The organism is Pseudomonas marincola (genome assembly GCF_900116605.1).
GTDB classification, from domain to species: domain Bacteria; phylum Pseudomonadota; class Gammaproteobacteria; order Pseudomonadales; family Pseudomonadaceae; genus Aquipseudomonas; species Aquipseudomonas marincola.
Genome location: NZ_FPBC01000001.1, coordinates 428,485 through 450,034, shown reverse-complemented (window position 1 = coordinate 450,034; position 21,550 = coordinate 428,485). Strand labels below are relative to the sequence as shown.

Below are 21,550 nucleotides of genomic sequence, written 5' to 3'. Positions count from 1 at the left end.
AAAGTCAGGCAAACGATTTAAGGACGTCGCATGCAAATTCAGGGTTATTTCGATCTCAAATTTGAAGCACTGAAAGATGCTTTCGCTGAACTGTTCGACAACACGCAGGAACGCGGCGGCGCCCTGTGTGTGCAGATCGAAGGTGAAACGGTTATCGATATCTGGGCTGGCGTCGCTGATAAAGACGGCCAGCAGGCCTGGCATTCAGACACCATTGCCAATCTGTTTTCCTGCACCAAAACCTTCACCGCTGTAACGGCCCTGCAATTGGTTGCGGAAGGCAAATTGCAACTCGATGCCCCCGTTGCGCGCTACTGGCCGGAATTTGCAGCCGCCGGCAAGGAGCACATCACCTTGCGTCACCTGCTCAGTCATCAGGCGGGTTTGCCGGCCCTGCGCGAGATGTTGCCCGCTGAAGCCCTCTATGACTGGAGCGCTATGACCAGCGCATTGGCAGCCGAGCAGCCATGGTGGCCATTGGGGCATGGCCATGGTTATGCCCCCATTACTTATGGCTGGCTTGTGGGCGAATTAATCCGTCGTGTTGATGGGCGCGGGCCTGGTGAATCGATAGTTGCGAGAATCAGCCAACCGCTCGGTCTCGACTTTCATGTTGGCCTGGCCGAAAGCGAGTTTGACCGGGTCGCCACCATCACCCGTGGCAAAGGCAATATGGGCGATGCCGCCGCGCAACGCCTGTTAAAGGTGATGATGACCGAGCCTAATGCATTAACCACGCGGGCATTTGCCAATCCACCCTCAATCATGACCAGTACCAACAAGCCCGAATGGCGACGCATGCAACAACCCGCGGCAAATGGGCACGGCAACGCGCGAAGTTTGGCCGGTTTTTACAGTGGATTACTTGATGGCAGCTTGCTTGAACCTGAAATGCTTGCTGAACTGACCCGTGAGCACGCGGTAGGTGAGGATAAGACCCTGCTGACTTCAACGCGTTTCGGGTTGGGCTGCATGCTGGATCAACCGGCTGTAGCAAATGCCACGTATGGTATGGGGGCTTCAGCGTTTGGACACCCCGGTGCAGGCGGCTCCATAGGCTTTGCAGACCCACAAAGTGGGGTTGCTTTTGGTTTTGTTGTAAATAATCTAGGGCCGTTCGTCTTAATGGACCCACGAGCGCAAAAACTTGCTGCAGTGTTAGCTGAATGTCTGGCGTGACCTCAGCTAAACTGCGCGCTAACGTGAACCTGTCGTCTGTTAGCGCTTACTACCGATAACAAACTTACTGCTTTAGGTGTGGATACCAATGATTATCAAAAAGTTTATTCCTGTTGCACTGTCTTTGCTGGTGACTGGCTGTGCCGGGATGAAGATGCCGGATTTGTCTTCAATGTTTACCCCCGCGCCTGAAAAGCCAACCATGCCGACCCCTAAAGTGGCTAAAGCCTGGCTGGATGATTACGAACCGAAAGTGCGTGAAGCGGTTAAAGGCAGTAAGTTTGAAGTAGAGCGCCAGGGCGCTGTGTTGGTGGTAACGGCGCCGGTCGACAGTTCATTCAACCCTGATCGTCCAAGCATGCTGATGCCATCATCCTTGGGTCCAATCAGCCGGGTTGCCAAGTTGCTCGAAACCGATCCTGATATGGCTGTTCTGGTGCTGGGTCACGCCGACAGCACCGGTAAGCTGGAGCTGAACCGCACCCTGAGCCAGGAACGTGCACGTGCCTTTACCTCGATTTTCCGCATGAGCGGCCTGCGCAGTGACCGTCTGATGGTTAAAGGCATGGGCCCGGACATGCCACGCGCAGCCAACGACAGTGTGGCTGGTCGTGCGTTGAATCGTCGCGTCGAGATGGTTTTGACTGCCAAGGAAACCATGGCGGCACTGGTTGCCAAATACAATCAGCCGATCACGCCGGAAAACGTTCAGGTTGTGGCTAAAACCACGCCTACCACGCCAGCTAAGCCCTGAATGTATTGAGCAATGCACTGCAAACGGCAGTGCATTGCGACAGATCATGCCAGCGTAGCGGCGCTCGGGTAAGCTAGGCCTTCTTCTTTTTGGAGGCTCTGGCAATGACCCATACGCTGGCGGATATGCGCCGTGACTATACCCGCGATGGTTTGAGCGAAGAAAACGCTCCACTTGAACCACTCAGCTTGTTCGAGCAGTGGTTTGCGGATGCGCTGAAAACTGAACAACCCCCCGTAGAACCCAACGCAATGACCCTTGCCACAGTTGATGCGCAAGGCCGTCCGCATTGCCGTGTCTTGCTGCTTAAAGGGCTGGATGCCAGCGGCTTTACCTTCTTCACCAACTACGAAAGTGCCAAGGGTGAGCAACTCGCTGCGCGGCCGTATGCTGCCATGACATTTTTCTGGCCGGCACTGGAGCGCCAAGTGCGCATAGAAGGGCAGATCGAGCGCGTCAGTCCAGCCGATTCCGATGCCTATTTTCAGGTGCGGCCAATGGGCAGTCGTCTTGGCGCCTGGGCTTCACCACAAAGTCGGGTCATCAAGGACCGGGCCGAACTTGAGTCACTGCTGGAAAATATTCAGCTGCAATTTGCCGACAAGGCCCCGCATTGTCCGCCGCACTGGGGTGGCTATCGCTTGCTGCCCGAGCGGGTTGAGTTCTGGCAGGGGCGCGCCAGTCGCTTGCATGACCGGCTCAACTATCGTCTGCAAGATGGCCAATGGGCGCGTGAGCGACTGGCGCCCTGAATGCCCATCGCCACGCTGTCGCGCTGTTAGTCAGTCACCGTAATCAGGACATTCCATGCTCGAACTTGATTTGCCTTTGGCGCAGCACATTGTTGATCGCGCCATGGCGATCGTGCCTTACAACATCAATGTGATGGACGCCCAAGGCATGATCATCGGCAGTGGTGATCCGCAGCGGCTGCATACGCGTCACGAAGGTGCGCAGTTGGTGTTGGCCAACCGGCGGATGGTTGAAGTTGATGAACAGGCCGCGGCCTGTTTGCGCGGCGTCAGGCCGGGCGTCAACGTACCGCTGGTGCAGGGCGATCAGTTAATTGGCGTGCTGGGCATTACCGGTGAGCCGGCTATCGTCCGGCCCTATGCCGAGCTGCTGCGCATGGCCGCAGAAATGCTGGTTGAGCAGCGTCAGTTGCATGCCGAGCGGGATTGGCAGCGTCATCAGCTGGAGGCGTGGTTGCGCCACTTGTTTGATCCGCAAGTAAGCCTGCCCAGCCTGCAGGTTGAGGCCGACCGGCTGCAACTGAGTTTGCACTGGCCAAGCCAGGTCTGTGTCCTTGAGCTCAACGCCACGCATCAGGTCGCAGCGGGGCAGGCGCGGATTCTCACGGCGTTACGCAGTATCAGTGATTGCCTGTGCGCGCCGTTGTCTGCAACCGAGGTCCTTTGGTGTCGGCCGTACAGTGCCCGGCGCGATGACCGTGCGTGGTTGGCGCAGGCCGATGAGCGCGAGTGGGGCGTCGCGCGCCTGCTGGTCAGTGATCCGGTAAGCAATCTGGATGAGTTGCGTCAGGCAAGCCAGGCACTGCAGGCGCTAAAGGCTTTCAGTGCTGAACAATTGCCTGGCCAGCGCTTGTTGGAGTTGTCTGAACACCGATTGGCCACACTGCTGCATTCGCAGCGCAACAGTTGGTTGCTCAAAGGCTGGCTACAGCCGCTGCAGCAATTACAGGCGCAGGATCGCACAGGTGTTTTGATGACTACGCTGAGTGTGTGGTGCCGCCATGATGGCCAGGCGCAGGTGTGCGCACAGGCGCTGGGGATTCATCGCAATACCTTGCGTTACCGCCTTGAGCGGATCGCGGAGTTGAGTGGAATCGAGCTTGCTCGTTTCGATCAACGGCTACAGTTATCGTTGGGGTTGGGGCTACTGACACCGCAAGGCTGATTACGGGCGTGTGCGTCTGCACAGTTTCGCCCGGGGTCGACAGCGTGCCGATAGTGCCTGTGCACAGGGCGTCGTGTGGCGTGTCTGGGCGACAATGCTGCGCTTGAGTGGCAACCCCATAACAACAACGAGGAGACTTGCATGGTACTGGTTCTAATTCTGGTGGCATTGATTGCATTTATTGTGCTCTCGACAACCCGCCTCAAACTGCACCCATTTCTGGCGTTATTGGCGGCGGCGTTCCTCGCAGGTTTTGCCTATCAGGTGCCGGCAGTTGAAATCGTCAAAACCATCACCGCAGGTTTTGGCGGGATTCTCGGCTACATCGGTATCGTCATTGTGCTGGGCACCATCATTGGTGTGATTCTCGAGCGCAGTGGCGCGGCTATTACCATGGCTGAAACGGTTATTCGCATCCTCGGCGAGCGCTTCCCCACGCTGACCATGAGCATCATCGGTTATCTGGTGTCTATCCCGGTGTTCTGTGACTCCGGTTATGTGATTCTCAACTCGCTGAAAAATGCGCTGGCCGCGCGGATGAAAATATCCGTGGTCGCCATGAGCGTGGCGCTTGCGACCGGTTTGTACGCGACCCACACCTTTGTACCGCCAACGCCGGGGCCGATTGCCGCTGCCGGTAATCTGGGCCTTGAGTCGTCCCTCGGATTAGTCATTGCTGTTGGCTTGTTCGTGGCGATGGTGACGGCGCTCGCTGGCATGCTCTGGGCTAATCGTTTTCTCAAGTGCTCCGACGATGATCTGCTCGAAGAAGCGCCAAGCGAACTGCTGGCGGACGATATCGACTTTGATCAGCTCAAAGCCAGTTACGGCACGCTGCCAACTGCCTGGCAGGCGTTTGCGCCGATTTTTCTGCCGATTGTGCTGATCTGCCTGGGCTCGGTTGCGGCATTTCCAAGCAAGCCCGTGGGCGAGGGCGGCTTATTCACGCTGCTCAACTTCCTCGGTCAGCCAGTTGTTGCCTTGCTGGTTGGTTTGGCACTGGCCTGCACCCTGCTCAAGGGCGAGGGCAAGCGTCAGCAGTTCCACGATCAGGTAGCGGAAGGCCTCAAGGCGGCTGCGCCGATCCTGTTGATTACCGGCGCCGGTGGTGCGTTTGGCGCCATGCTGAAAATCACCCCGCTGGGCAGCTATCTGGGCGAAAGCCTGTCGGCGCTGGGCATTGGCTTGTTTATGCCCTTCCTCGTGGCTGCCGCTTTGAAAACTGCGCAGGGCTCCTCAACCGTCGCGCTGGTCACGACCTCGGCAATGGTGGCCCCGCTGCTGGGTAATCTGGGGCTGGACAGCGAAATGGGCCGCGTACTCACCGTCATGGCAATCGGCGCGGGTGCAATGACCGTGTCGCACGCCAACGACAGCTTCTTCTGGGTCGTGAGCCAGTTCAGTCGCATGAAGGTATCAACCGCTTACCGCGCGCAGACCATGGCGACTTTGGTGCAAGGTGTCGTCGGCATGTTGACCGTCTGGCTGCTCAGCTTCGTGCTGCTCTGATCCTGCCAACTTATGGCGCCTGCGTGGCGCCATTTGCACGTGAGAGGTTTTATGAAGATTGTGATTGCACCGGACTCATTCAAGGAAAGTCTGAGCGCGCTGGAAGTGGCCGAGGCGATTGCCAAAGGCTGGGCGTCGGTTTATCCGGATGCTGAAATTTGCCTGCTGCCAATGGCTGATGGCGGCGAAGGTACGGTTGATGCCTTGTTGGCAGCCACAGGCGGCGAGCGCCGCGAGTGTCAGGTTCGCGGCCCGCTCGGCGCGCCGGTTCAGGCGCATTGGGGTTGGCTTGCTGGTAACACGGCGGTTATTGAAATGGCCGCAGCCAGTGGCCTGCATTGGGTGCCGAGTGGCCAGCGTGATGCGACGGTCACCAGCAGTTACGGCACCGGTGAGTTGATTCGCGAAGCACTGGACGGTGGCGCCAAGCGCATCATTCTTGGTTTGGGCGGTAGCGCAACCAACGACGGCGGCGCTGGTTTGCTGCAAGCGTTGGGCATGCGCCTGCTCGATCGCGATGGGGCTGAGTTGGCTGCCGGTGGCGCAGCGCTCGCCCAGTTGTATCAGATTGACATGGCTGGCCTCGATTCGCGTTTGCTCGGGGTGCAGGTCGACGTTGCCGCCGATGTGGATAATCCACTGTGTGGTCCGCGCGGCGCTTCCGCCGTGTTTGGCCCGCAGAAAGGTGCGAGCCCCGAGCAAGTCGCCAGCTTGGACGCGGCATTGCAATCCATGGCAAATGTGGTGGCGGCAACCTTGGGCCAAGACTTCAGTCAGGTGCCGGGCGTAGGGGCGGCCGGTGGGCTTGGTTTTGCCGCCAAGGCGTTCCTGCGGGCAGGCTTCAGGCCGGGTATCGAATTGGTTGCCGAGTTGTCGGGTTTGGCTGAGGCCGTTCAGGGCGCTGATCTGGTGATTACCGGAGAAGGGCGCCTGGATGCGCAGAGCCTGCATGGCAAAACCCCGGTGGGCGTTGCACGCGTGGCGCAGGCAGCCGGTGTGCCGGTGATTGCGCTGGCCGGAAGCCTTGGCGAGGGTTATCAGCGGATGTACCCGGTGGGTATCGACGCTGCATTCAGCCTGGCCCCCGGGCCGATTACACTGGAGCAGGCCTGCGCCCAGGCGGCTTCTGAATTAACTGCCCGGGCAGCCGATGTTGCCCGTGTATGGCGCATGGCCCGGTCGGCTCGTTAACCGATAGGCGCACTGGCGTTTATGTGGCGTTGCGTGACATTTTGCTCGCTGGCGCGTTCTAATAGTAGAAACCCACGGGAGTTATACCTATGCGCAATTCCAGTTTTATCATCGCTTCATTCGCTGCCGTGGCCTTAACGCTCGGCGGCTGCGCCTCGAGCCTGACCGGTGACACTTATTCGCGTGACGAAGCGCGGGCAGTGCAAACCGTTCGGCTGGGCACGATCGAGTCGTTACGTCCGGTGAAGATTGAGGGCACCAAGACACCAATCGGCTCCGGTGCCGGTGCTATCGCTGGCGGTGTTGCAGCCAGCAGCATTGGCCACGGTACCGGCAGCGCAGTGGCTGCGGTGATCGGTGCAGTGGCGGGCGGCCTTTTGGGCGCGGCAGCAGAAGAGGGCTTGACCCGTACGCAGGGTGTGGAAATCACCGTGCGTGAAGACGATGGCAGCATGCGTGCTTATGTGCAGGAAGTTGAAGAGAACGAAATCTTCCGCGTCGGCGAACGCGTCCGAATCATGAGCGTTAACGGCAACAGCCGCGTCACGCATTAAGCAACCTGAAGCCGGATCAATCTTGAGCAAGCGCTGAGATCGTACGTCGTAGAAGATTGGCTGGGCGAAGTTGCCATCTGCAACTTTTGCCCAGCTGCTCATGCGCGCGTTAGCTTTTTCAGCGGCTGCTTCGGTGATCCGGCTTTTTCATGCGTGCTGTTTGGTTGTGGCCGGCAGGTCAGAAATTGACGTAAATGCCGCAGCAGTTAAATTTAAGCGGCTGTTCGCGGTATAGTGCCGCGCACCATATCGGCTGGTAATGTGCAGGCCCTATATTCAAGTGTGAATTGGCCCAAGGTGTGGGCCAATAGCTTTTAGTAATAATTCTATTCATGACGCGGTGCTCATAGCCGCGAATAATCTATAAATTATTGTGCTGTAGCAAAGGTTTAGCTCTGTGCGTCAAGTGCAGACAGTCTTGTTCGAACTGCAACGGATGGCTCAACAGTTTTTAGCTGACGCTATCAGTGTGGAGTTTTTGAAGTCTATTGGCCCGGCGAATTTTTTGTGCCGGGTGTGTTTAAGGGGTTTCGTCTATGGCGCTCGCGCTGATAATCGCCTTGCCATTTCTTGGGGTGATCCTGCCGCTACTTGCAGAACGACTGGGGCGTTCTGCATGCGCAGTTGCCACGGCAATCGCGCCGCTGATCGCGCTGGTCATGTTGCTCTCCGAACAGTCGCGGGTGTTCTCAGGCGAAATTCTGCGGGCCAAGGTTCAGTGGCTGCCGGAGTTGGGGCTTAATCTCAGCCTGCGCCTTGACGGCCTTGGCTTCCTGTTCGCCTTGCTGATTCTCGGCATTGGCTTGCTGGTGATTCTCTACGCGCGCTATTACCTGGCGAAAAAAGAGCCGATGGGGCGCTTCTTCGCCTTTCTGCTGCTGTTCATGGGCGCCATGCTCGGTGTGGTGCTGTCGGAAAACCTGCTGTTAATGATGGTGTTCTGGGAGCTCACCAGCCTTTCATCATTCTTGCTCATCAGTTACTGGAACAACCGCTCGGATGCCCGTCGTGGCGCACGCATGGCGTTGACCATCACCGGTGGTGGCGGCCTGGCGTTGCTTGCAGGCGTGCTCCTGCTTGGGCATATCGCCGGCAGTTTCGAGTTGTCTCAAGTGCTGGCTGCCGGCTACGCGATTCGCGCGCATGAATTGTATCCGGTGGCGCTGATCCTGATTTTACTTGGGGTGTTCACCAAGTCCGCGCAGTTCCCGTTCCACTTCTGGTTACCGCATGCCATGGCCGCGCCGACGCCGGTGTCGGCGTATCTGCACTCGGCCACTATGGTCAAGGCCGGTGTATTTCTGCTGGCGCGGCTGTATCCGGTGCTGGCGGGCACCGACTGGTGGTTCTACATCGTCACGTTTACCGGCCTCACCACCATGTTGGTGGGCGCATGCATGGCGCTTTTCCAGCATGACCTGAAGGGATTGCTGGCGTATTCGACCATCAGCCATCTGGGCCTGATTACCATGCTGTTCGGCCTCGATACGCGCCTTGGCGCGGTCGCCGGCATATTCCATATCATCAACCACGCGACCTTCAAGGCGTCGTTGTTCATGGCGGCCGGCATCATCGACCATGAAACCGGCAGCCGCGACATGCGCCGGATTAACGGCATGTGGAAATACATGCCGCACACCGCAATGCTGGCGATGGTGGCCGCGCTGGCGATGGCCGGGGTGCCGTTGCTCAATGGCTTCCTCAGCAAAGAGATGTTCTTCAGCCAAACCCTCAACCAGCACAAGTTGGGCAGCTTCGATTGGGCGGTGCCCGCGCTGGCGACCTTGGCGGCAGTGTTCTCGGTGGCTTACTCGCTGCGGTTTATTCACGACGTGTTCTTCAACGGCGAGCCGATCAACCTGCCCAAATATCCGCCGCACGAACCGCCGCGCTATATGAAAGTGCCGGTCGAGATTCTGGTGTTCCTGTGTCTGCTGGTGGGCATTGCGCCGGCATACACTGTGGCGCCGTTACTGGCTGCTGCCGCTTCGGCCTCGCTTGGCGGTGAGTTACCGGAATACAGCCTGGCCATCTGGCATGGTTTGAACCTGCCCTTGATGATGAGTTTCGTCGCCTTGCTGTTCGGTATTCTGGTGTACACCTTCCGGCAGCCGCTGTTTCGCTGGTATGCAGGCTTACCCAGCATGGATGCCAAGGATGTATTTGAAGATTGCATGAGAGGCTTCGTCGGCTTTTGCCGGGGCATTACCGGCGGTCTCGAAAACGGCTCATTGCAACGCTACATTTCGCTATTGCTGGCCAGCGGCATGATCGTGCTGGTGATCGGCCTGGGCAGTTTGCCGACGCTGCAGGGGCCGGTTGCGCTCAGCCCGATTGACGGCATTACCGCACTTGGACTGGGCATCATGGCGCTGGCGGCGCTGGTCACCGTGATCTTCCATCGCCAACGCCTGGTTTCGTTGCTGATGCTCAGTGTGGTCGGCTTGATGGTTGCCTTGGCATTCGCGCGCTATTCGGCGCCCGATCTGGCCCTGACCCAGCTTTCTGTCGAAGTCGTGACAGTGGTCTTGCTGATGCTGGCGCTGTTCTTCCTGCCAGCCGTGACCCGCGTCGAGTCGAGCAGTATCCGCGGCCTGCGTGACTTTGTGCTGGCCATTGGCGGCGGTGTAACCGTTGCCATGCTCGCCTTTGCGGTACTCACGCGGCCGTATGACAGCATCGCTGGTTTCTTCCTCGCCAACAGTATGTCCGGTGGCGGCGGCAGCAACGTGGTCAACGTGATTCTGGTCGACTTCCGTGGCTTCGATACGCTGGGCGAAATCAGCGTTCTGGCGATTGCCGGTGTCGGCATCTACGCCATGCTTGATGGCCTCAAACTGATCCAGCCGATTGCCGATGCCGATGGCCGCAATTGGGCACGTGATCGGCATCCGCTGATTCTGGCGACATTGTCGCGGGTCCTGTTGCCGATGGCGCTGCTGATCTCGGTATTCATCTTCCTGCGCGGGCACAATTTGCCGGGCGGCGGCTTCATCGCAGGCCTGGTAACTTCGGTTGCACTGATTTTGCAGTACGTCGCCAGCGGCGTGCAGTGGACCCAGTCGCGCCTGCCGCTCAACTATCACCGCATGGCGGGCGCCGGCGTATTGCTGGCTGGCCTGACCGGTCTGGGCAGTTGGGTATTCGGCAAACCATTTTTGACCACGGCGTTCGGCCACTTCCACATCCCGTTGGTGGGTGAGGTGGAGTTGGCGACCGCCATGCTGTTTGATCTTGGCGTCTACCTGACCGTAGTCGGGGCCACCCTGTTGATACTCGCTAACCTGGGCAAGCTGACTCAGGACAAGCCTGGAAAAGAGGTACTTTGATGGAAGCCATATTTGCCAGTGCACTGGGCATCCTCACCAGCAGCGGTATTTACCTGCTCCTGCGCGGCCGCACATTCCCGGTCGTCATGGGCTTAACGCTGATCTCCTACGCGGTGAACCTGTTTCTGTTTGCCATGGGGCGCCTGCAAACAGGCGTGACCACCGTCATCAGCGAAGGCGCCGATTATGCCGACCCCTTGCCGCAAGCGTTGGTGCTGACGGCCATTGTGATTGGTTTCGCCATGACCGCGTTCGTTGTGGTGCTGGCACTTCGCAGCGTCGGTGAAACGGAATCCGACCATGTAGACGGCCAGGAGCCTGGCAAATGAATCATGCGGTAATTGTGCCTATTCTGCTGCCGATGTTTGCTGGCAGCCTGTTGTTGTTCGGTGCGCGTCTGAGTATGCCGGTTAAGCGAATGATCTCGTTTGCCGTGGTGAGTGTGCTGGTGGTGCTGAGTTTCTGGTTGTTGGCCGAAGCCAACAGCGGCGACCTGACCGTTTACTCGCTGGGCAACTGGCCGGCGCCGTTCGGCATCATTCTGATGCTCGATCGGCTTAGCGCGCTGATGCTGGTGGTCACGGCGGTGCTGAGCTTCTTTGCCATGTTTTATGCCATGCGCGGCGATGATGAGCGCGGGCGTAACTTTCATGCGTTGTTCCAGTTTCAGTTGATGGGCATCAACGGTGCATTCCTCACCGGCGACCTGTTCAACCTGTTCGTGTTCTTCGAGATTCTGCTGATCGCCTCCTACTCGCTGTTGCTGCACGGCGGTGGGGCCGAGCGGGTCAAGTCGGGTCTGCACTATGTCGTACTTAACCTGGTGGGGTCCTCGTTCTTCCTCATCGCCGTGGGCGTGCTGTACGGCATTACCGGCACCCTGAACATGGCCGACATGGCGCTGCGTGTAGCAGAAGCCGGGCCGCAAGAAGCGCCGTTGCTTGGCGCGGCTGGCATGCTGTTGCTGGTGGTGTTTGGCTTGAAAGCGGCGTTCCTGCCGCTGTATTTCTGGTTGCCGCGTGCGTACGCTGCAGCCAGTGCGCCGGTTGCCGCGCTGTTTGCGGTCATGACCAAAGTGGGGCTGTATTCGATTTTGCGCGTCTATACGCTGATCTTCGGCGATGACGCAGGCCCGCTCGCCAACATGGCGCAGGACTGGCTCTGGCCATTGGCATTGCTGACTATCGGCCTCGGCGCAATTGGCGCACTGGCTGCGCGTAATCTGCACCGGTTGATCGCCTATCTGGTGGTAGTCTCGGTCGGCACCTTGCTCGCAGGCATTGCGCTCGGCACCCCTGACTCGCTTACCGCTGCGCTTTATTACCTGGTTCACAGCACCTGGATTTCGGCAGGCTTGTTCCTGTTGGCCGACTTGATTTCGCGTCAGCGTGGGGTGAAAACCACCGAGTTGATTCAGGGTGCTGAGCTGCAAAATCCTTATCTGCTTGGCAGCCTGTTCTTTATCGGTGCGATCAGCATCGCCGGCTTGCCGCCGTTCTCAGGCTTCCTTGGCAAGATACTGTTGCTGCGCTCGGTCGATCCCGATTTGCAGGGGTTGTTCCTGTGGCCGACGGTGCTCATTGGCGGGCTGATGACCATGATCGCCCTCAGCCGCGCGGGCAGTATGCTGTTTTGGCGGGTTGGGGTTAGCCAACTCGACAGCGCCGAGCTGGATTACGGTCGCCTGTTTGCCTGCGCGTGTCTGTTGCTGCTCAGTCCCGTACTGGTTGCTGTTGCCGCGCCGCTGCTTGATTACATCCGTGCAACGGTTGCTCAACTGCACAACCTGTCGCTCTATTACCAGTTGGTTCAGCCAGGAGGTGGCGCATGAAAGCGCGGCGATTCCTCCCGCATCCACTCCTCAGCCTGTGCTTGATGGGCGTATGGATGCTGTTGATGAATGACATGACCTTCGGCCATTTGCTGCTTGGGGCCATATTGGGCTGGTTGATTCCGTTGGTGACTCAGGTTTTCTGGATTACCCCGCCGCGGATCTATCGGCCGTTCCGCCTGTTCCGGTTTTTCTTCTTGGTGCTCGGCGACATCGTTGTCGCCAACCTGCAAGTGGCCAAATTGATTCTGGGGCCGACCTCGAAACTGCGTCCGGCATTTGTCGAGATTCCCATGCTGCTTGAAGACGAGTTGGCGCTGACCATGCTCGCCAGCATCATCTCGCTGACGCCTGGCACTGTTTCCGCCGATCTCAGCGACGACCGTAAAACCTTGTTGGTGCACACGCTCGATGTGGCGGACGATGAGCAGTTGATTGCTGAAATTAAAAGTCGCTATGAAGCGCCGCTGTTGGAGGTGTTCACATGCTCGACTACGTAATTGCGCTGTGCCTGCTGATGCTTGGTATCGCCCTGATATTGACGTTGGCGCGGCTGATCAAAGGGCCGGATTTGCCAGACCGGATTCTCGCGTTGGACACGCTCTACATCAATTCGATTGCCTTGTTGGTGTTATTTGGGGTTTGGCTGGGCAGCGATCTTTATTTTGAAGCTGCACTGCTGATTGCCGTTATGGGCTTCATCGGCACCGTGGCCGTGGCTAAATACCTGCTGCGCGGCGACATCATTGAATAGGGAGGTGTGCGTATGAGTACCTGGATGGAAATTTTGGTCGCAATCTTTCTGTTGCTCGGCAGCGTATTTAGCCTGGTCGGCGCTATCGGGCTTTACCGCCTGCCTGACTTTTTCATGCGCTTGCACGGCCCGACAAAAGCCACAACCCTTGGCGTGGGCGGAATGGTCATCGCCTCGATGATCTACTTTGCCGGTCAAGAGCAAGGCATCAGTTTGCATGAGCTGCTGATTACCCTGTTTCTGTTTATCACCGCGCCCGTCAGCGCACACATGCTGGCCAAGGCTGCCATGCAGCAAAAGCTGTCCATCAGCGAGCAGACCCGCGGGAAGCCCTGGGAACAGTGAGTCTTTGAGGGCCGGAGGTTGGAATCCGCTTGCGGCTTCCGACATGGCGATCTAACTCATTCACTCGGCGTCATCGGCGCCTGCGAAATGGCTCGACGGATTGCGTTGCTGCGCGCCGCTATCCATCCTCCGGTCTTTTATTTCTGCCTCATTGTGTGTTTGCGCCGGAGGTTGGAATCCGCATCGCGGCTTCCGACATGGCGATCCAACTGATTCACTCGGCGGCATCGGCGCCTGTGAAATGGCTCGACGGATTGCGTTGCTGAGCCGCTATCCATCCTCCGGTCTTTTATTCCTGCCTCATCGAATGTTTGTCGCTGGAGGTTGGAATCCGCTTGCGGCTTCTGACATGACGGTCTGACTGATTCACTCGACGGCATCTGCGCCTGTGAAATGGCCCGACGGATTGCGTTCCTTCGCGCCGCTATCCATCCTCCGGTCTTTTATTCCTGCCTCATCGTGTGCTTGTGGCCGGGGGTTGGAATCCGCATCGCGGCTTCCGACATGGCGATTTAACTGGTTCACTCGGCGGCATCGGCGCCTGTGAAATGGCCCGACGGATTGCGTTGCTGCGCGCCGCTATCCATCCTCCGGTGTTTATTCATCTCTAGTTTTTCTTGGTTCTTGCGCACAGTTCCTGTGCGTGACTGTACCTGTGCAGCCTCCATTCGCTCTATTACACTGGCGTATTTTGCCGGGGTCAGACATGGGTGCGCAGGGTAGAGGGGTGGCAGTATTCTGCTTGTTGGTCGCGATGGCCTTGTGGGGCAGCTCGTTTATCGCCCTCAAGTTGGCTTTTGCCGAGCTTCCGACAATGTGGGTCATCTTTGCGCGGATGCTGCTCGGTAGTTTGATCTTTCTGCTTGCCTGGCGCTGGCGTGGACGCATCGAATACCGTAAAGGCGACTGGAAATACCTGCTCGGTCTGGCGGCGTGCGAACCCTGCTTGTACTTCATTTTCGAGGCACTGGCGCTGCAGAACACCAGCGCGTCGCAAGCCGGCATGATCACTGCCTTGCTGCCTTTGCTGGTTGCTGTAGGCGCCTACGCCTTCCTGCGTGAGCGCATTACGCGCACCACGCTGGCAGGCTTCATTGTTGCGGTAGTGGGGGCCGTATGGCTGAGTTTGGCGGGCAGTGCCGATGAGCATGCCAGCAATCCGCTGCTGGGAAACTTCTACGAGTTTCTGGCGATGGTCTGCGCAATGGGTTACACCTTGCTGCTCAAGCACCTTAGCGGCCGTTATTCGGCATTCATCCTCACGGCCATGCAGGCTTTCATCGGCGCGCTGTTTTTCCTGCCGCTGGCGGTGGCACAGGCTCCTTTTCCCGAGCAAGTATCCGCTCAGGGCATCGGTGCGCTGTTGTATCTGGGGATTATTGTCACCGTTGGCGCCTATGGCCTCTACAACTTTGGGGTGAGCCGGTTGCCTGCGAGTCAGGCGTCCGGGTTCATCAATCTGATTCCGGTGTTCACCCTCATATTTGCCATGCTGCTCCTTGGCGAGAGCCTTAACGTGACGCAAATGTGTGCTGCCGTGCTGGTATTCGCGGGTGTTGCGCTGAGCCAGTGGCGCAGTACACCGCCGGTTCCGGCTGGCGTTCTGGACTGAGGAACTAAAGATGGATTGCAGAGAGTGGGCCCGGGAGGCCATCCGCATTATCGAAGCGGATTTTCAGCGCAGCGCCGATACCCATTTGATTCCGCTGGCGATGGCGGGGTTGCCCGGAATCGAACTGTACTTCAAGGACGAGTCCAGCCATCCCACTGGCAGCCTTAAGCATCGTCTGGCCCGCTCGCTGTTTCTGTATGCACTGTGTAACGGCTGGCTCAAGCCGGATGCGCCGGTTATCGAGGCGTCGAGTGGCTCAACCGCGGTATCGGAAGCGTATTTCGCACGGCTCTTGGGCTTGCCGTTTATTGCGGTCATGCCAGCCAGCACGTCCAAAGCCAAGATCGATCAGATCAGCTTCTATGGCGGCCAATGCCATCTGGTCGATGACCCGATGCAGATCTACAGCGAGTCCGAGCGACTGGCCCGGGAAACCGGCGGCCATTTCATGGATCAGTTCACCTACGCCGAACGCGCGACGGACTGGCGGGCCAACAACAACATCGCCGAGTCGATATTCCAACAGCTACGGTTTGAGCGCCATCCCGAGCCGACATGGTTGGTTTCCAGCCCCGGCACTGGCGGTACGCTTGCAACGCTGGTTCGGTATGTACGCTACCGACAGCACTGCACTCGGGTATTTTGTGCCGACGCCGAGCGCTCGGTGTTCTTTGATGCGTATCGCACCGCAGATAGCAGCCTGACGCTGGATTGTGGTTCGCGAATTGAAGGCATTGGCCGGCCGCGCGTTGAGGCCTCTTTTTTACCCTCTGTGATCGATGCGATGGGTAAAGTGCCGGATGCCTGGTCGCTGGCGGCCATGCATTATCTGGCGCAGCGCCTTGGGCGTCGGGTGGGTGGTTCGAGCGGAACCAATTTGATCGGCTCGCTAATTGTCGCCGAGCGGATGGTTGCCAGTGGTCAGTCGGGTTCGATCGTGGCCATTTTATGTGACGGCGGAGAGCGTTATGCCAGTACGTATTACGACGACGCGTGGCTCAAGGCGCAGGGGTTTGAGTTGGAGCCGTTGATTGAGCAGATAGCTGCTTTCGCAGAGCGCGGTGAGCCGTTGCCAGCGTTTGCGACAGTTGGGTTGTGATTTTACTTTCTGCCGGAGGTTGGAATCCGCATCGCGGCTTCCGACATGACGATTCGACGGGTTCTCTCGGCGGCATCGGCGCCTGTGAAATCGCCTGACGGATTGCGTTGCTTCGCGCCGCTATCCATCCTCCGTGTGATTGGGTTTTGCGCAGAATTTCGAATGGTGGGTTTTTTCGGAGGTTGGAATCCGCATCGCGGCTTCCGACATGGCGATTCGATGGGTTCACTCGGCGGCATCGGCGCCTGTGAAATTGCTCGACGGATTGCGTTGCTGCGCGCCGCTATCCATCCTCCGTATGATTGGGGTGTGTATTTTCGGTCGTAAACGCTGACGCTAAGCCTGATTTTTGGGCGTTCTCTGGTCACTTTTTCGCCCTTACGGCGAGTCACTTTTGCCAAGCGAAGCAAAAGTAACCCAAAATTCTATGCCCCTCCATTGGGCCTCGCTGCGCTCGGCTTCCCGCATTCCATCGTTGCTCCGTGGGCACGCCGCGATGGGCCGTCCTTGGCCCAGCGCGACTCTCGCAGCATCCATGCTGCTCAACCCACTGCACAACGATTACATTTGGCCTGCTGGCAAGGGGCGTTGGCGGTGTCTGGGCTATCGCGTACGAGAGTTGCAGGAATTCAGGTGAGCAGGTACAGCTTTGCTTGTAATCCTGCACAGCGAATTTTTCCCAAACAACTCGGTCATCTGGCCCGTCAGGAGGCTGAGTGGAGGTGGTGTGGAGTTGGGCATTTGGCAAGGACGCCAAATGAGCCATCAAGGGACAGGGACGTCCCTTGATGGCGACCAACGGAACGGCGCCGGAGTGAGGGAAGTTTTGCGCAGCAAAACCCGCATGCCGGGTGCGTTTTCTCTTTGGTTACTCTTCTCTTTGCGCAAACAAAGAGAAAGTCACTCGCCGTAAAGGCGAAAAGGTGACCAAAGAACACCAACCATTCCGGCTTAGCGCCAGCGTTTAAAAACCGAGCAGCAACGCAATCCGTCGAGCGATTACGCAGGCGCCGATGCAGCCGAGTGAATCAGTTAGACCGCCATGTCGGAAGCCGCGGTGCGGATTCCAACCTCCGGCGGCCACCATTCGAAAATTCGGCGCATATCTCGACCGAACGGAGGATGGATAGCGGCGCGAAGCAACGCAATCCGTCGGGCGATTTCACCGGCGTCGAGGCCGTCGAGTGAACCCGTCAAATCACCATGTTGGAAGCCGCATCGCGGATTCCAACCTCCGGCATAAAACCAGACCATCGCTGATTAACTATGGCCTGTTATCAGCTCAGACCAGCTCGCCCCACATGTCGTATTCGTCGGCGTCGACGATGACTACGCGGACTTTGTCGCCCGGTTTCACGTCTGTGGTGTTGAGGAATACGCTGCCGTCGATTTCCGGGGCATCGGCGTAGCAGCGAGCTACGGCGCCCTGATCATCAACCTCGTCGATCAATACTTCCATTTCCTTGCCGACTTTCAGTTGCAGGCGCGCCGCGCTGATCGCTTGCTGGTGCGCCATGAAGCGGTCCCAGCGATCCTGCATGACGTCTGCAGGTACGTGGTTGTCGAGCAGGTTGGCGGAAGCGCCTTCAACCGGCGAATACTGGAAGCAGCCGACGCGATCCAGCTGAGCTTCGGTCAGCCAGTCGAGCAGGTACTGGAAGTCCTCTTCGGTTTCGCCGGGGAAGCCGACGATGAAGGTCGAGCGAATGGTCAGCTCAGGGCAGATTTCACGCCATTTCTTGATGCGCGCCAGGGTCTTGTCTTCAAACGCCGGACGCTTCATGGCTTTGAGCACTTTCGGGCTGGCGTGCTGGAACGGGATATCCAGGTACGGCAGGATCTTACCGGCGGCCATCAGCGGAATCAGCTCGTCCACGTGCGGGTACGGGTACACGTAATGCAGACGCACCCAGACGCCCATGCTCGACAGCGCTTCGCACATCTCGGTCATGCGGGTTTTCACCGGCTGGCCGTTCCAGAAGTCGGTCTTGTACTTCACGTCAACGCCGTAGGCACTGGTGTCTTGCGAGATTACCAGCAGCTCTTTAACGCCGGCTTTAACCAAGCGCTCGGCCTCGCTCAGTACGTCACCCACCGGGCGGCTGACCAGCCTGCCGCGCATGGATGGAATGATGCAGAAGCTGCACGTGTGGTTACAGCCTTCGGATATTTTCAGGTAGGCGTAATGGCGCGGCGTCAGCTTGATGCCCTGTGGCGGCACCAGGTCGATTAACGGATTGTGATCCTGGCGCGGTGGTACGACTTCATGCACGGCATTAACCACTTGCTCGTACTGCTGCGGGCCAGTGACAGACAGCACGCTTGGGTGCACGTCACGGATCGAGCCTTCTTCGACGCCCATGCAGCCGGTGACGATTACTTTGCCGTTTTCGGCAATGGCTTCGCCGATCACTTCAAGCGATTCGGCCTTGGCGCTGTCGATGAAGCCGCAGGTGTTTACCACCACGACGTCGGCGTCTTCGTAAGTCGGCACGACTTCGTAACCTTCCATGCGCAACTGGGTCAGGATACGTTCGGAGTCCACCAGTGCCTTTGGGCAACCCAGTGAAACGAATCCGACTTTAGGAGCGGTGGTGGACATGCGGCGAACCTCTGGCTACGAGCGGCGGACACAGAGAGCGTCCGTTGATCAAAAAGTGCGCAATTTTAGCGGCGAAGCGCGCGTAAGAGAAGGGCTATGTGTCGAGTTTTTTGCTGATGCAAGCGCTTCAGGGCGGGTATTCAGGCGCTAAATTGGCTGTTGCTCGCTTAACTGACACATTTTTGCGGTATTGCGCATAACCCCCTGGGGTTATTGGTCTTGCTGGCAAATCGCCCTAGTCTCGCTAAAACCTCCAAATAACCATAAATCAGAGGTCATCCCTCATGGCAGGATTGGCAGACAGTGGCGTACAAACGCCAGAACTTCCCTCACGCGGATATCTCGGCTGGGCGTTGCTCATCGTTACCGTACTTATAACGCTGTGGCTTGGCCCGCTCGACAAAGGTGAGGCGGCGCATGCCGGCTGGCTGAGCTTGCTGCCAACCTTTATGGTGCTGGTGCTGGCGTTGACCATGCGCCGCACACTAGAGGCGTTGGTCGGTGGCTGCCTGTTCGGGTATCTGATGCTCGGCGGCACGGACTTTATGGTGCAGTTTGCCGACACTGGCCTCAAGGTCATGGGTAATCCGACCATTGGCTGGATCATTCTGGTCTGCGGATTTCTCGGCAGCCTGATCGCGCTGCTGGGTTTGTCGGGCGCCACGCAAGCATTCAGCAATTGGCTGGGTGATCGCGTCAAAGGTCGTCGCATGACCTTGCTCAGTGCCTGGGGCCTGGGTTTGGTGATCTTCATTGACGACTACCTCAACGCCTTGGCCGTAAGCGCCTCGATGCGCAAGCTGTGCGACCGCTTCAAGATCTCCCGGCCCATGCTGGCTTATGTGGTCGACTCAACTGCCGCTCCGATGTGTGTATTGGTGCCCCTCTCAACGTGGGCGATCTACAGTGCCGGCCTGCTTGAAGGCAACGGTGTTGCGGAAAAAGGGCAGGGGCTGGCCTTGTACATGGAGGCGGTGCCTTACATGTTCTACGCCTGGATTGCCTTGTTGATGGTGCCACTGGTTGCCATCGGCCTGATTCCGGCGTTGGGTCCGATGCGTACCGCTGAGCGCCTGACTGCTGAAGGCAAAGCGGTTATTGAAGATTCCGATCTTGATATTCCCGCCTCGCAGGCCACGCCGCGTCTGATCAACTTCTTCCTACCTCTGGCCTCGTTGATTGGCTTCACCCTGTTTTTCGATGTCGATGCGCTCAAGGGCACGGTATGCGCATTGCTGCTGACTATTATGCTTTACGCAGCGCAGCGCCTTGCCACCCATGAGCAGCTGTTCGACGCGGTGCAAAAGGGTTTTCAGAGCATGTTGATGCCGCTCGGCATCGTGGTGTCTTCGTTCGTGTTGCAGGACATCAATGAGCAACTGGGCCTGACAGACTTCGTTATTCAGGGGCTGGAGCCGCTGATGACGGGTAACTGGCTGCCCGCCGTAGCGTTCCTCACTCTGAGCCTGATCACGTTCACCACCGGCTCGTTCTGGGGCACGTTCGCTGTTGCGTTCCCGATCATTCTGCCGCTGGCCGGTGCGCTGGATGCCAGCATGCCGTTGACCATTGGCGCGATCGTATCGGCAGGCGCCTTTGGCAGCCACGCCTGTTTCTATGGCGATGCTACGGTGTTGTCGGCCAAGGGCAGCGGCTGTACCGCGCTGCAGCATGCACTGACACAACTGCCTTATGTGCTGATTGCCGCCGGGCTTAGCACTGTTCTATTTATCGTGATGGCTTAAGGAGCGGCTTATGCGACGCACAGCGTTTTTCAGCAAGGAAATCTGTTTTTGGCACGATCCGGGCCCTTGCGGTCCGTTCGACAAGCCGGGTGGTTTTATCCAGCCATTGGCAGCAGCCGAGCATCCTGAAACCAAGCGGCGGATTCGCAACCTGCTCGAAGTCAGTGGTTTGCTTGAGCAGTTGCAGCAACCGCGCAGCACTCCGGCACGGATGGAAGATCTGGCGCGCTTTCACACTCAGCGCTATCTCGACTGGCTGCAAGCCGAGAGCAAGAAGAACTTCGGCGATGCCGGCGATTGCGCGCCGTTCCGTCAGGATGCCTTTGAGATTGCCAGCCACTCTGCTGGGCTGGCGATTGATGCCATGCGCCATGTCTTGAAAGGCGAGGCGGATAACGCTTACGCCCTGACTCGTCCGCCAAGCCATCACGCCGAACGTGATCGTGGCCGTGGTTTCTGCTTGCTCGGCAATATTCCGGTGGCAATCGAAACCGTGCGTGCGGAAGGTCTGGTCAAGCGGGTAGCGGTTGTCGATTGGGATGTGCACCACGGCAACGGCACCGAGCAGGCGTTTTACGACAACGCCGAGGTGCTGACGATTTCCCTGCATCACGAGCACAACTATCCGGTGGACAGTGGTGATGCCTGTGATCGCGGCGAGGGTGATGGCTTTGGCTATAACCTGAATATTCCATTGCCGCCTGGCTGTGGTGGCGGGGCATACCGCGCCGCATTCGAGAAGCTGGTGTTGCCGGCGCTGGAGCGTTTCCAGCCGGACATGATCGTGGTGGCGTGTGGCTTCGATGCCGCTGCATTCGATCCACTGGGCACCATGTTGCTGACCAGCCTTGATTACGCGTGGATGACCGGTCAGTTGATCGAGGCCGCCGAGCGTCTATGTGCGGGTCGTCTGGTCATGACTCACGAAGGTGGTTATTCGGAAGGCTATGTACCGTTTTGCGCGCAGGCGGTTCTGGAGACGTTGTCCGGAATCAAAACAGCAGTCGTCGACCCGGCCGCCGAAGACGTCAGTCGCTGGGGTGGGCAAAATGTGCAACCGCATCAGCTGGCATTGATTGAATCCTTGCAAGGTCATCTGGACGATATCTCGGCTGGCTGACATGCTTAG

At 58.2% G+C, this 21,550-nt stretch carries 18 protein-coding genes; 17 read left to right on the top strand and 1 reads right to left on the bottom strand.

All coding sequences use genetic code 11. The features are described 5' to 3' along the window. Positions 1-30 precede the first annotated feature (30 nt). The 15 genes from BM395_RS02185 (at position 31) to BM395_RS02115 (ending at position 16,074) form a co-directional block, all read left to right on the top strand. Positions 31-1,179 (top strand): serine hydrolase domain-containing protein, encoded by a 1,149-nt coding sequence (locus BM395_RS02185; RefSeq protein WP_090508720.1) that lies wholly within the window; start codon positions 31-33, stop codon positions 1,177-1,179. Positions 1,180-1,267: 88 nt separating this feature from the next. Next, entirely contained in the window at positions 1,268-1,933 is a 666-nt protein-coding gene (locus BM395_RS02180; protein WP_090508719.1) for an OmpA family protein, read from the top strand. 104 nt (positions 1,934-2,037) lie between these two features. Then, positions 2,038-2,685, top strand: a complete 648-nt coding sequence (pdxH, locus tag BM395_RS02175; protein ID WP_090508718.1) for a pyridoxamine 5'-phosphate oxidase — start codon at positions 2,038-2,040, stop codon at positions 2,683-2,685. 55 nt (positions 2,686-2,740) lie between these two features. Further along, the gene (locus tag BM395_RS02170) at positions 2,741-3,850 is read left to right on the top strand and encodes a sugar diacid recognition domain-containing protein (protein WP_090508717.1); all 1,110 of its coding nucleotides are present in this window, start codon (positions 2,741-2,743) and stop codon (positions 3,848-3,850) included. Between the two features lie 141 nt (positions 3,851-3,991). Further along, positions 3,992-5,359 carry a GntP family permease gene (locus BM395_RS02165; RefSeq protein ID WP_069899292.1) on the top strand — a complete coding sequence of 456 codons (1,368 nt, stop codon included), beginning with the start codon at positions 3,992-3,994 and terminating at the stop codon, positions 5,357-5,359. A 51-nt stretch (positions 5,360-5,410) separates the two neighbouring features. After that, the gene (locus tag BM395_RS02160; protein WP_090508716.1) at positions 5,411-6,550 is read left to right on the top strand and encodes a glycerate kinase; all 1,140 of its coding nucleotides are present in this window, start codon (positions 5,411-5,413) and stop codon (positions 6,548-6,550) included. An 89-nt stretch (positions 6,551-6,639) separates the two neighbouring features. Continuing rightward, positions 6,640-7,104: an outer membrane lipoprotein gene (locus BM395_RS02155; RefSeq protein ID WP_090508715.1), complete on the top strand. Its 465-nt coding sequence runs from the start codon at positions 6,640-6,642 to the stop codon at positions 7,102-7,104. 536 nt (positions 7,105-7,640) lie between these two features. Continuing rightward, entirely contained in the window at positions 7,641-10,433 is a 2,793-nt protein-coding gene (locus BM395_RS02150) for a monovalent cation/H+ antiporter subunit A (protein ID WP_069899286.1), read from the top strand. Beyond that, complete coding sequence (locus BM395_RS02145) at positions 10,433-10,762, top strand: Na+/H+ antiporter subunit C (RefSeq protein ID WP_090508714.1); 330 nt, start codon at positions 10,433-10,435, stop codon at positions 10,760-10,762. Before BM395_RS02150 ends, BM395_RS02145 begins: the two co-directional genes overlap by 1 nt. Then, positions 10,759-12,264, top strand: coding sequence for a monovalent cation/H+ antiporter subunit D (locus BM395_RS02140; protein ID WP_090508713.1), 1,506 nt, complete (start codon positions 10,759-10,761; stop codon positions 12,262-12,264). Before BM395_RS02145 ends, BM395_RS02140 begins: the two co-directional genes overlap by 4 nt. Further along, a complete protein-coding gene (locus BM395_RS02135; protein ID WP_069899283.1) occupies positions 12,261-12,764 on the top strand; it encodes a Na+/H+ antiporter subunit E in 504 nt (167 codons plus the stop codon). The genes BM395_RS02140 and BM395_RS02135 overlap by 4 nt, the downstream gene beginning before the upstream one ends. Further along, positions 12,749-13,018 (top strand): K+/H+ antiporter subunit F, encoded by a 270-nt coding sequence (locus tag BM395_RS02130; RefSeq protein WP_069899281.1) that lies wholly within the window; start codon positions 12,749-12,751, stop codon positions 13,016-13,018. Before BM395_RS02135 ends, BM395_RS02130 begins: the two co-directional genes overlap by 16 nt. A 12-nt stretch (positions 13,019-13,030) precedes the next feature. Then, the gene (locus tag BM395_RS02125; protein ID WP_090508712.1) at positions 13,031-13,363 is read left to right on the top strand and encodes a Na+/H+ antiporter subunit G; all 333 of its coding nucleotides are present in this window, start codon (positions 13,031-13,033) and stop codon (positions 13,361-13,363) included. 706 nt (positions 13,364-14,069) lie between these two features. Next, entirely contained in the window at positions 14,070-14,975 is a 906-nt protein-coding gene (locus BM395_RS02120) for a DMT family transporter (RefSeq protein ID WP_090508711.1), read from the top strand. Between the two features lie 10 nt (positions 14,976-14,985). Further along, the gene (locus BM395_RS02115) at positions 14,986-16,074 is read left to right on the top strand and encodes a PLP-dependent cysteine synthase family protein (RefSeq protein ID WP_090508710.1); all 1,089 of its coding nucleotides are present in this window, start codon (positions 14,986-14,988) and stop codon (positions 16,072-16,074) included. A 1,282-nt stretch (positions 16,075-17,356) separates the two neighbouring features. On the opposite strand, the gene rimO is transcribed toward BM395_RS02115, so the two are convergent. Then, entirely contained in the window at positions 17,357-18,676 is a 1,320-nt protein-coding gene (gene rimO, locus BM395_RS02105) for a 30S ribosomal protein S12 methylthiotransferase RimO (RefSeq protein WP_090508708.1), read from the bottom strand. Positions 18,677-18,960: 284 nt separating this feature from the next. On the opposite strand from rimO, the gene BM395_RS02100 reads away from it, so the two are divergent. Together BM395_RS02100 and BM395_RS02095 are read left to right on the top strand one after the other, a co-directional pair. Then, positions 18,961-20,421 carry a Na+/H+ antiporter NhaC family protein gene (locus tag BM395_RS02100; RefSeq protein ID WP_244528912.1) on the top strand — a complete coding sequence of 487 codons (1,461 nt, stop codon included), beginning with the start codon at positions 18,961-18,963 and terminating at the stop codon, positions 20,419-20,421. Positions 20,422-20,431: 10 nt separating this feature from the next. After that, a complete protein-coding gene (locus BM395_RS02095; protein ID WP_069899269.1) occupies positions 20,432-21,541 on the top strand; it encodes a class II histone deacetylase in 1,110 nt (369 codons plus the stop codon). Positions 21,542-21,550 lie beyond the last annotated feature (9 nt).

Bases quoted from the DNA above. Each gene is read 5' to 3' on its own strand.
- BM395_RS02185 (WP_090508720.1), top strand. From the start codon at position 31: ATGCAAATTCAGGGTTATTTCGATCTCAAATTTGAAGCACTGAAAGAT.
- BM395_RS02180 (WP_090508719.1), top strand. From the start codon at position 1,268: ATGATTATCAAAAAGTTTATTCCTGTTGCACTGTCTTTGCTGGTGACT.
- pdxH (WP_090508718.1), top strand. From the start codon at position 2,038: ATGACCCATACGCTGGCGGATATGCGCCGTGACTATACCCGCGATGGT.
- BM395_RS02170 (WP_090508717.1), top strand. From the start codon at position 2,741: ATGCTCGAACTTGATTTGCCTTTGGCGCAGCACATTGTTGATCGCGCC.
- BM395_RS02165 (WP_069899292.1), top strand. From the start codon at position 3,992: ATGGTACTGGTTCTAATTCTGGTGGCATTGATTGCATTTATTGTGCTC.
- BM395_RS02160 (WP_090508716.1), top strand. From the start codon at position 5,411: ATGAAGATTGTGATTGCACCGGACTCATTCAAGGAAAGTCTGAGCGCG.
- BM395_RS02155 (WP_090508715.1), top strand. From the start codon at position 6,640: ATGCGCAATTCCAGTTTTATCATCGCTTCATTCGCTGCCGTGGCCTTA.
- BM395_RS02150 (WP_069899286.1), top strand. From the start codon at position 7,641: ATGGCGCTCGCGCTGATAATCGCCTTGCCATTTCTTGGGGTGATCCTG.
- BM395_RS02145 (WP_090508714.1), top strand. From the start codon at position 10,433: ATGGAAGCCATATTTGCCAGTGCACTGGGCATCCTCACCAGCAGCGGT.
- BM395_RS02140 (WP_090508713.1), top strand. From the start codon at position 10,759: ATGAATCATGCGGTAATTGTGCCTATTCTGCTGCCGATGTTTGCTGGC.
- BM395_RS02135 (WP_069899283.1), top strand. From the start codon at position 12,261: ATGAAAGCGCGGCGATTCCTCCCGCATCCACTCCTCAGCCTGTGCTTG.
- BM395_RS02130 (WP_069899281.1), top strand. From the start codon at position 12,749: ATGCTCGACTACGTAATTGCGCTGTGCCTGCTGATGCTTGGTATCGCC.
- BM395_RS02125 (WP_090508712.1), top strand. From the start codon at position 13,031: ATGAGTACCTGGATGGAAATTTTGGTCGCAATCTTTCTGTTGCTCGGC.
- BM395_RS02120 (WP_090508711.1), top strand. From the start codon at position 14,070: ATGGGTGCGCAGGGTAGAGGGGTGGCAGTATTCTGCTTGTTGGTCGCG.
- BM395_RS02115 (WP_090508710.1), top strand. From the start codon at position 14,986: ATGGATTGCAGAGAGTGGGCCCGGGAGGCCATCCGCATTATCGAAGCG.
- rimO (WP_090508708.1), bottom strand. From the start codon at position 18,676: ATGTCCACCACCGCTCCTAAAGTCGGATTCGTTTCACTGGGTTGCCCA.
- BM395_RS02100 (WP_244528912.1), top strand. From the start codon at position 18,961: ATGGCAGGATTGGCAGACAGTGGCGTACAAACGCCAGAACTTCCCTCA.
- BM395_RS02095 (WP_069899269.1), top strand. From the start codon at position 20,432: ATGCGACGCACAGCGTTTTTCAGCAAGGAAATCTGTTTTTGGCACGAT.